The 9551-nt window shown below is 64.0% G+C and carries 9 protein-coding genes; 8 read left to right on the top strand and 1 reads right to left on the bottom strand.

From position 1 onward, the window contains the following. Position 1: 1 nt before the first annotated feature. From B3P22_RS19750 to B3P22_RS19780, 7 genes are all read left to right on the top strand, one after another. Positions 2 to 1264, top strand: a complete 1263-nt coding sequence (locus tag B3P22_RS19750) for an STY4528 family pathogenicity island replication protein (RefSeq protein ID WP_296272267.1) — start codon at positions 2 to 4, stop codon at positions 1262 to 1264. 315 nt (positions 1265 to 1579) lie between these two features. After that, entirely contained in the window at positions 1580 to 2353 is a 774-nt protein-coding gene (locus B3P22_RS19755; protein WP_003821056.1) for a PFL_4669 family integrating conjugative element protein, read from the top strand. Beyond that, positions 2350 to 2877 (top strand): DUF3158 family protein, encoded by a 528-nt coding sequence (locus B3P22_RS19760; protein ID WP_003821057.1) that lies wholly within the window; start codon positions 2350 to 2352, stop codon positions 2875 to 2877. The genes B3P22_RS19755 and B3P22_RS19760 overlap by 4 nt, the downstream gene beginning before the upstream one ends. A gap of 73 nt (positions 2878 to 2950) precedes the next feature. Further along, a complete protein-coding gene (locus B3P22_RS19765) occupies positions 2951 to 3403 on the top strand; it encodes a single-stranded DNA-binding protein (RefSeq protein WP_003821059.1) in 453 nt (150 codons plus the stop codon). Between the two features lie 274 nt (positions 3404 to 3677). Further along, entirely contained in the window at positions 3678 to 5702 is a 2025-nt protein-coding gene (locus B3P22_RS19770; RefSeq protein WP_003821061.1) for a DNA topoisomerase III, read from the top strand. A gap of 537 nt (positions 5703 to 6239) precedes the next feature. Continuing rightward, positions 6240 to 7838 carry a DNA cytosine methyltransferase gene (locus B3P22_RS19775; protein WP_003821062.1) on the top strand — a complete coding sequence of 533 codons (1599 nt, stop codon included), beginning with the start codon at positions 6240 to 6242 and terminating at the stop codon, positions 7836 to 7838. A gap of 243 nt (positions 7839 to 8081) precedes the next feature. Further along, entirely contained in the window at positions 8082 to 8639 is a 558-nt protein-coding gene (locus B3P22_RS19780; RefSeq protein WP_033470935.1) for a hypothetical protein, read from the top strand. A gap of 233 nt (positions 8640 to 8872) precedes the next feature. Here the strand turns inward: B3P22_RS19780 and B3P22_RS19785 are convergent, their stop codons facing one another. Further along, complete coding sequence (locus B3P22_RS19785; RefSeq protein ID WP_000349485.1) at positions 8873 to 9187, bottom strand: ArsR/SmtB family transcription factor; 315 nt, start codon at positions 9185 to 9187, stop codon at positions 8873 to 8875. A 111-nt stretch (positions 9188 to 9298) separates the two neighbouring features. Here B3P22_RS19785 and B3P22_RS19790 point away from each other — a divergent pair. Then, on the top strand, positions 9299 to 9551 hold a 253-nt coding region (locus tag B3P22_RS19790; RefSeq protein ID WP_296272268.1), incomplete at its 3' end, for a permease.

Here is a 9551-nt window from a genome sequence, read left to right on the forward strand (position 1 = left end):
CATGGCCGTGGACGACACCGCACCACGTCGTGGCCCCATCGCACTCGCAGACCTGTTCGACGCTGCGCTGAAAGACCTTGTGCCCAAGCCCAACGCCGACGCGCCCCCGCCCACACCTACACCTGTCGCGATGCCCACTGGTCCGGCGTCTGGCGATGCCTTCCTGTTCAGCGGCAACCGGCACGAGACCGTACCGCGACGGCTGTTCCTCGACCGCCGCCTGACGCCGCTGGAGCGCAATGCCTGGCAGGTCTTCCGGCTGATGCTCAACGACGATGGCGTGACGGCGTTCCCGACGTATGAACAGCTTCGGCCCTGGCTGGCGTCGATGCCCTGCGCCGGGCAAGCCTCGCACGAAACCGTGGCGCGAGCACTGACGCTGCTGCGGCTGACTCGATGGCTGAGCCTGGTGCGGCGACGGCGCGACGCCAAGACCGGCCGCATCCTCGGCAACCTCTATGTCCTGCACGACGAGCCGCTGACCCCCTTTGAAGCGATGCAGCTCGACCCGGACTACCTGCAACTCGTCAGCCAAGCGCTCGGCCATTCGGCCAAAGCCGTGCAGATCGTAGGCCTGCACACCCTCAAGGAAATCGGCGAAGACCCGATGCTGGCCGGGCGCACCCTGCCATCGAGGCTGCAAGTCCTGGCCGAACGCCTCGCCAGCCAGGGCGTCGGGGCGCACGAAAGTTATCCACAGGAGGACGCCACGCACGAATCCGAAGAAGGGGCGACGAGCCTTCTTCGGAATCCTGACGATCCCACTTCGGAATCCGAAGCAGGGTCGAAACCCGCGCCAGACGCCTCTCTTCGGAATCCGAAGCAGGCCCGTACAGTACGTAGTAGTCGTATTGATGAAGTACGTACTACCGCGCAGGCACAAGCGCATGCGCGCGCGCTGGGCGACCTGCAATGGCCCAAACGCTTCGCGGAACTGAAGGCAGAGCAGCAGACAGGTGCGAGGGTGGCACTACAGCAGGTCGATGCTGCGCTGAGGCAGGCCGTGCTGGACGAATGGGCTGCACGATGCAGCAACCATGGCATCCGCAATCCTGCAGGGTATCTGTTCGGCATCATCCAGCGGGCCATCCATGGCGAGTTCAACGCCTGGGCCAAGAAGGACGCGCCATCGGCGCCCGTTGCGCCGAACGAGCGGCCGCCACCACCAGCACCGCCACCATCCCAGCCGCAGGGCAAGCCTGTGCCGCCAGAAGTCGCCAGGCAGCACATCGAGCGGCTGCGCAACCTGCTCGCCAGCAAGTGAGCGGGCCTGCAAGGTGGTGAAGTGGATGCCGGTGGCTTCCAGTAGAGCTATCCCCTGGGGATAGTTCCACTGACGGCTACACGTCGAACCGCTGCACGCCAGGCCTCGATCGCCTGCAGCGGGATCGGCCTTGTTCGCGCTGATCCGGGTGTGCAGCGTTCCTTGGCGCTCCATGGCGCTATCCCCAGGGGATAGATCGCGACGCATGCACCCACCGCGCCGTGAACCGGGGACGGGCGGGTTTCGGTTTGTTGACTGACTGCCTTCCGCTACCTGCCGAAGCTGTCCGCTCTTTTCCAACAACGAGCGGACACCATGGCAACCACCAACGAACCCCTGCAACTGAATCTCGGCTCCTTGCGCAGCGCGATGTCGCTGACGCTGCACACGCACCACGCCTCGCGCATCTGGCACGGCCGCGCCGCCGCCGAAGGGCGACCGGGCATCGTCGGCCTGAACGGCTACATCGCCCAGATGAACAAGATGCGGCGCGGCTCGGAGCAGGACGACCCGTACAGCGACTTCTGGATGCTCCGCATCGAGGACAAGCTCGACCAGACCAAGGCCACGCTGCAATCGCTGCGCGAACAGGTGGACCAGGCCCTGGCGAGCGTGCCGCCGGCACTCACCCTGGGCGAAAACCTCAACGTCCAGCCGGTCAAGCTGCCGCTGTTCGTCAATGCGCAGCTCGGCTTTGCCGCCGTGTACCTGCTCGCCGACTACGACGATATCGCCCGCAAGCTGATCCTCGCGCACCACACCGCGCTGATCGATCGCTCGACGCTCGAACGCTGGCTCAACGAAGGCGCGCATGCACTGCGCAGCCTGTTCTCGCTGGCCCAGCAGTACCGCTACTCGGGCTGCACCCGCGACGACTTCGCCGCCAAGAATGCCGCAGCGCGGGCGGCGTTGGAAAAGTTCGGCGAGATGCCGCCGGACGTGCTGGAGGGCACGCGCCGCTCGAAGTTCGCGCCGCCCATCATGCGCCGTGGCCTGCAGCAGCGCGGTGACGGTCCTGCCGCAGCCGCATCGCCCAGCGACGAGGCCGCCGCCCCCGAAGCGACGGCCGGCGAGGACGCGCAGGCATGAGCGACCCAAACCGCGACACCCGCTACTTCCGCCCTCTGCAACAGACAGCCTTCATGCAGTTGGAACACGCAGCCTCTCAAAAAGGCCTTTTAAAGCCCTTTAAGGGTAAAGGGGACTTGGAGGCCTGGGCCAGCCAGTGCTTCGCCATGCGCGACGAGTTGATTGGCTTGGCGCAGCGACAGGTGCTGCAACAAGCCCTCGGGCATCCCTTCCACCTGCTCCCCATCGAACTGGCCCAGCAGACAACTGGCGCAGGCACGGCGTTTCTTCGCTGGCGCAAGCACGACCGCTCGGCCATGGGCGTGGCACTGTGGCAGGAGCTGATGGCGAGTACCAGCACGCCGGTCAACCTGCTGGCCGACTTGCACGCCATCGAGCTGCAGCGCATCACGCTGAACATGCAGATCAGCCTGTTGCACACCTTGGGCAGGCTGGCCCAGGAGTGTGCCAGCAAGGCCACCGAGGCGGAAGACGCTTACCTGCGTCGGCTCAAGTCCATCCCACCCGCACTGCGCGATCAGTGATCGCGCCGGGCAACCCAGCACGCGCTCGTCACCGACCAGGTGCGGGTATTTCAACCACCACGGAGATTGCAACATGAGTACGCATTTTTCTGGCGAGGGCAACATCGGCTCGCCCCCCGAGTACCGGGAGTTCCCCAACGGCAACGACGAGCCCAGCCGCCTTCTGCGCCTGAACGTCTATTTCGACAACCCCATTCCCAAGAAGGATGGCACCTTCGAGGATCGCGGCGGCTTCTGGGCGCCGGTGGAAATCTGGCACCGCGACGCCGCGCACTGGAAGGACCTCTACCAGAAGGGCATGCGCGTGCTGGTCGTCGGCCGGATGGAGCGCGAACCTTGGACGGACAACGAGGATCAGCCGCGCGAGACCTGGCAGATCAACGCGCGCAGCGTCGGCATCCTGCCGTTCCGCATCGAGTCCGTAGCCCTCAGCCCCAGGCAGCAAGAGGCCGCGCAGGATGCGCAGCCGAAACCCCCGGCCGCCCAGGAACCGACCGCGCCGAAGGAGCCGAAGCGCAGGAAGTGATCCGGCATGGGGCGGTGGCAGTCGTCCGTCGCCCCCATGCCCTCGCGAGCTATCCCCAGGGGATAGCTCCATCAACGTCCACCGGCGTCCGTGCGCTCCAAAAAATCGCGGCTCCCGGCCCGCACATCCCCGGCCGAACGCCACTCCCGTCCCCGCCATCCCATCCCGTAAAAGTGGTCGCCACCGCATGCGGCTTGTTTGCTGCTGCCCTTGGTGGTGTTCGGCATCCTCGATTCCCGCAACTCAATGAACCATGGAAATCGGATGGACTGACATGCGGCTGTTCTTGTGCGAGAAGCCCTCCCAGGGCAAAGACATTGGCCGGATTCTCGGCGCGACGCAGCGCGGTGAAGGCTGTCTCAGCGGCTCCGGCGTCACCGTCACCTGGTGCATTGGCCATCTCGTAGAAGCAGCAGCTCCCGAGGTCTATGACGCGGCGCTCAAGCGCTGGTCGCTGGAGCAGTTGCCCATCGTTCCCCAGCAGTGGCGGGTCGAGGTCAAACCGAAGACCGCCACGCAATTCAAGGTCGTCAAAGCGCTTCTGGCGAAGGCGACCCATTTGGTCATCGCCACCGATGCCGACCGCGAGGGAGAGCTGATCGCCCGCGAGATCATCGACCTGTGCGGTTACCGCGGCCCCATCGAACGGCTGTGGTTGTCGGCGCTCAACGATGCGTCGATCCGCACCGCGCTCGGCAAGTTGCGGCCCTCATCCGACACGCTGCCGATGTACTACTCGGCGCTTGCGCGCTCACGCGCCGACTGGCTCGTGGGCATGAACCTCAGCCGGTTGTTCACGGTGCTCGGGCGTCAGGCCGGCTACGACGGCGTGCTGTCCGTCGGGCGCGTGCAGACGCCGACCCTGAAGCTCGTCGTGGACCGCGACCGCGAGATCGCGGCCTTCAAGTCGGTGCCGTTCTGGGCCATCGACGTGTCCCTGTCTGCGGGTGGACAGGCTTTCAGCGCGCAGTGGGTTCCGCCCGATGGCTGCACCGACGACGCTGGCCGCTGCCTGCAACAGCCGGTTGCCCAGCAAGCCGCGCAACAGATCCGCGCTGCGGGTAGCGCTCAGGTGGTGTTTGTCGAGACCGAACACATGCGTGAAGGCCCGCCGCTGCTGTTCGACCTGGGCACCTTGCAGGAGGTCTGTTCCAAACAGCTTGGGCTGGATGTTCAAGAAACCCTGGAGATCGCCCAGTCCCTGTACGAGACCCACAAGGCCACTACGTACCCGCGTTCCGATTCAGGCTACCTGCCCGAAAGCATGTTTGCCGAGGTGCCCACTGTTCTGGACAGCCTGCTCAAGACCGATCCCTCGCTGCGCCCGATCATGGGCCAGCTCGACCGCTCCCAGCGCTCGCGCGCCTGGAACGACGGCAAAGTGACGGCGCACCATGGCATCATTCCCACCTTGGAACCCGCGAACCTCTCGGCCATGAGCGAGAAGGAACTGGCGGTGTACCGGCTGATCCGCGCGCACTACCTGGCGCAGTTCCTCCCTCACCACGAGTTCGACCGCACTGTCGCCAAGCTGTCCTGCGACCAGCAGAAGCTGGTGGCCACCGGAAAACAGGTGATCGTCAAGGGCTGGCGCCTGGTGCTGGCCGAGCCGCAAGCGGACGAGGACGGTGAAGCCACGGCACGCAGCCAGGTACTCCCCGTGCTGCGCGAAGGCATGGCGTGTCAGGTGACCGAGGCCGAGATCAAGGCGCTCAAGACGATGCCGCCCAAGCCTTACACGCAGGGCGAGCTGGTCAAATCCATGAAGGGGGTCGCCAAGCTGGTGACGGACCCGCGCCTGAAGCAGAAGCTCAAGGATACGGTCGGCATCGGCACAGAGGCCACGCGGGCCAACATCATCAGCGGGTTGATCGCCCGCAGCTACCTTGTGAAGAAAGGACGCTCCATTCGCGCATCGGATGCAGCGTTCACCCTGATCGACGCCGTACCCGCGGCGATTGCAGACCCCGGCACGACGGCAGTGTGGGAACAGGCGCTCGACATGATCGAGGCTGGTCAGCTCACCCTGGATGTGTTTATCGGCAAGCAGGCCGCATGGATTTCGCAACTGATCGCGCAGTACGGCAGCACCTCGCTGTCCATCAAGGTTCCCCAGGGACCCGCTTGCCCGCAGTGCGGCGCACCCACGCGCCAGCGCACCGGCAAGACCGGCCCCTTCTGGTCGTGCAGTCGCTACCCCGACTGCAAAGGTACGCTGCCGGTCGAATCCGGCGCGTCCAAACGCGGAGCCTCGCGATCTCTACGCCTTTATGGCAGTAGCGGCCGCAAAGGCTCTTGACCGACCCCGTTCCCCGAGAGCCGTGTCCGCCATCGGCGGCGTGGCCCATGTCCCGCACGCCCTGCGGGACGCCCAGCGCGCAACGCCTTCTCTTGTCCGTGTGCGCGTCCCGCCCGGCCGTCCCCGGCCGCGGGACCTGAAGGTAGCTTCTCCACGAACCATGTCCGGGGTTTCCCGGCGCGTTCTACTGATCTGCATTTTTCCGCTTCTGCGAAGGGTCCCCCGATGGCTTGCCCGCCTGCGAGCCACCCGGAGACCCTTCGTGGTCAGCGGTATTCGATGCCGTGCCCAACGGCGAAAAACTGGGCTCCTTTTGTGCGCGGATGTGCGCCAGAAGATGCCGGCGCCAACCACGACATGCGCCGGGTGCGATTGCTTGATGAGCAGCCGGTTCTAGCGACAACCGGGCCTGCAACAGCCCACGGGTGGTTCTGTCATCCCGAGCCGGAGGCCACTGGGCCTTCGGCGCCTTTCTCCTGCCGATCAACGTCCCGGCCCGGCCACACAGTCCAAGGCCACACAAACAGGAGACCCGACATGAACCCGCAACCTCGCCCCCCACGCGGTGTGCCCCAAACCGCGCCACTGCTGTACGGCAGCGTGTGCAGCGGCATTGAGGCCGTGAGCCTCGCCTGGCAACCTCTCGGCCTCGAAGCCGCATGGTTCGCCGAGATCGAGCCGTTCCCGAGCGCCGTGCTCGCCCACCGTTACCCCCGCGTGCCCAATCTGGGCGACATGACCGCGATCGCCCGCCAGGTGCGTGCCGGCACTGTGCCAGCGCCCGACATCCTGGTCGGCGGCACGCCGTGCCAGTCGTTCAGCGTTGCAGGTAGCCGTCGCGGGCTGGATGACCCGCGCGGTGCCCTTTCCCTTGCCTATGTGGAGCTTGCCAATGCCATCGACCAAACCCGCCAACAAGACAGCCGCCCGGCGGCCACGCTCGTCTGGGAAAACGTCCCAGGCGTACTCAACGACCGCAGCAATGCCTTCGGGCATTTCCTGGGCGCACTGGCCGGAGAAAGCCGTGCGCTCCAGCCGCCAGGGGAAAAATGGGCGTACGCTGGTTGTGTGTCTGGACCCCGCCGCCGCATCGCCTGGCGCGTGCTCGATGCTCAATATTTCGGTGTCGCCCAACGCCGCAAGCGTGTGTTTCTTGTGGCAAGTGGTGGAGATGACCTCGATCCCGCAGAAGTACTTTTTGAGCGCGCAGGCCTGCTCGGGGATTCTTGTGCGGGCAGCGCGCCGTGGCAAGAAGCTGCCTGCACTGCTGAACCTAGTGTTGACCCAGCAGACGGATATGCAGGACTGAAGCAGCCCTGCGGCAAGGTCACGACGACGTTTGGGTTCAGCAATGGGCGTGGCCCGACCGATCTTGCAGCCAGTTTGATGGCTGGCGGCCCGAAGCACGACATCTGCACCGAGACCTACTTGGTGCAATCCGTCGCAGGCAACATCAGCCACACCCTCGACACCGCCAACAACGGCAAGGGCAGCAGCGAGGACGGCACCGGCAAGGGTGTTCCGATCATCGCCTTCATCGCGCAGGGCAGCGGCGCCGATGCCACGCTCGACCTGACACCGACGTTGCGCGCTGGCGGCCATTGCAACAGCCATGCGAACGCCGGGGTCGTGCCCGCCATCGCGTTCGCGCAGAACAACCGCGGTGAAGTGCGCTTCGAGTCGGGCCATGGCCAGGTCGCTTGCACCGTGCTGTCCAACGGCAAGCCGGGCTACGGCGTACCTATGGTGGCCTGCGTGTCTCTGCACGGCCGCGAGCAGGGTCTTGCCGCCGAGCTGGGCGGCAGCGTAGCGGGCGCACTGCGCACCAGCGGCGGCGGCGCGGACAAGCCCTATGTCCTGGCTCCCGACTTCGAGGCGCATTTCCGCTACGACTGGAACGACCCTGGCCCCGGCGACTGGTCGCATTGGCGGGTGCGGCGGCTGATGCCCGTGGAGTGCGAGCGGCTGCAAGGCATGCCCGACGACTACACGCTGATCCCGTACCGCGGCAAGCCCGCTGCAGATGCTCCGCGCTACAAGGCGATCGGCAACTCCATGGCCGTCCCGTGCATGGCGTGGCTGGGCCAGCGCCTGGTGCAGTACCTGCACAAGACGGGCTCGACCGCTTCGGATTGATCGGCGACGCAGCCTGCGGGCCACTCCATTCTCCCTCTTGCATTGCCGATGGTTCGGCAACAGCCCGTAGCCAGGGTGTCAAGGCTGCCGCGGGTTTCACCCACGCCACCCGCCAGTTCGCCTCGGCATCTCACCGGCGAACGCTGCCCACTGGGCATCGATGCCTCATTTCTCCAACCCACGGGATGGCCGCCACGTCCCGTCAGGAGCATGTCGCCGCCCGGTCGATCTCAGGACTTCCCCATGGACAACATCACCAAGCAAGACCGCATTACGCTGAAGAACCTCAAGGTGGCCGACTTCGCCAGCGAGGAAACACTGTGCTTCAACGCAACCGTCGTGTTCGACGGTACTCCCATCGCCGAGGCCCGCAACGACGGCCACGGTGGCTCGACGTTCCTCCACGCGCTCAACGGCAAGGCGGGGCTACTGGCGCAGGCCGAAGCCTTCGCCAAGGGCCTGCCGCCTGCGCCGCTTGACCTCGGCCACGAGAGTGAAGACCCTCACTACATCGACATGACGCTCGACTTCCTGGTCGATGAGCTGGCCGACGCCATGCACGCGGAACGCAAGGTGCGAGCCGCATTCAACCGCGACATCGGCAACAAGGTGCTGTTCATCAAGGAAGGCAAACTGCTGTTTATCAAGGGCATCAAGCTCAAGGCCATCGCCGACCGGAAGGCGTACTTCGCTTCGCTGCGCGCCCGGCAGGCCCAGCCCATCGTCATCCTGGCCGAGCTTCCACCCGAGCAGGCATTCGATTTGTGGAAGCAGTATGTCCTGGGCGACAAGCCCGACTGACCCAGCGTCACCGCACCCTCCTGACAGCCCCGCACTCGATGCGGGGCTTCTTTCTTTGGGTATCCGGAATTTCTGGTTGATAAAATGCCAAAGATGTAAAGAAGAAAATCTTTCTCAGCGGATTATCTGATTGATCCTCTTCAGCCTACTCTACTGCCAATTTTCTGTTTCCACCTTCGCCTGAGTCTTCATAGCGATGCTGACTAGGGAGGACAGCGAGAGCTGGGCAAGCGTCAAAGCGGTTCTGGTTCATGCGCAATCCGGACACCTGCACAACATTCCTCTTGTAAGAAACCGATCAAATTCTCTAGGTGCCCATACTCGGGTATACAGACAATCGTGCGGCTATGTTTCTCCTGCCGGATCAGCCCTACCTTGGCCATGCGCGCAAGGTGATGTGATAGCGTCGAAGCAGGAATACCCAGCCCCTTCTGGATATCTCCGACCGAAGCCCCATCATGGCCAGCTTTGACCAGAAAGCGGAACACGGACAGTCGGTGACTATTCCCTAGCTCAGCTAAGCTGGCTGCAACCTTTTCGTGATCCATAGCACGCCCCAATAATTCGATGTTTCTAGAATTATAGTTGACAGGTCGGATAAACGCAAGTAGGCTGCGTACATCATTTCGACAATACTAGAAATATAGGAGTAATATTGAATGTCATCTCAACTCCAAGACGCTCTAGGCATGTTCGCCTTTCTCGCTATCGAGCTATCGGTTTTATTCATTGGCATTAGCTTGCTGGTCGGAGTTCTTCAACGTCACATCCCACCATCCAAGGTGGAAGCGTTACTGACTTCCAGTGGGAAGCGAGGCTATTTTCTTGCTGCTGGTTTAGGAGCTATAACGCCCTTCTGTAGTTGCTCGACTATCCCCATGTTGAAAGGGTTTGACGTCCTCCCGATAATTC

It is taken from the genome of Pseudomonas sp. UBA6323, from assembly GCF_002439135.1.
In the GTDB taxonomy this organism is placed as follows: Bacteria; Pseudomonadota; Gammaproteobacteria; order Pseudomonadales; family Pseudomonadaceae; genus Aquipseudomonas.

Excerpts from the sequence above, each read along its gene's own strand:
- B3P22_RS19750 (WP_296272267.1), top strand. The coding sequence starts at position 2 with ATGGCCGTGGACGACACCGCACCACGTCGTGGCCCCATCGCACTCGCA.
- B3P22_RS19755 (WP_003821056.1), top strand. The coding sequence starts at position 1,580 with ATGGCAACCACCAACGAACCCCTGCAACTGAATCTCGGCTCCTTGCGC.
- B3P22_RS19760 (WP_003821057.1), top strand. The coding sequence starts at position 2,350 with ATGAGCGACCCAAACCGCGACACCCGCTACTTCCGCCCTCTGCAACAG.
- B3P22_RS19765 (WP_003821059.1), top strand. The coding sequence starts at position 2,951 with ATGAGTACGCATTTTTCTGGCGAGGGCAACATCGGCTCGCCCCCCGAG.
- B3P22_RS19770 (WP_003821061.1), top strand. The coding sequence starts at position 3,678 with ATGCGGCTGTTCTTGTGCGAGAAGCCCTCCCAGGGCAAAGACATTGGC.
- B3P22_RS19775 (WP_003821062.1), top strand. The coding sequence starts at position 6,240 with ATGAACCCGCAACCTCGCCCCCCACGCGGTGTGCCCCAAACCGCGCCA.
- B3P22_RS19780 (WP_033470935.1), top strand. The coding sequence starts at position 8,082 with ATGGACAACATCACCAAGCAAGACCGCATTACGCTGAAGAACCTCAAG.
- B3P22_RS19785 (WP_000349485.1), bottom strand. The coding sequence starts at position 9,187 with ATGGATCACGAAAAGGTTGCAGCCAGCTTAGCTGAGCTAGGGAATAGT.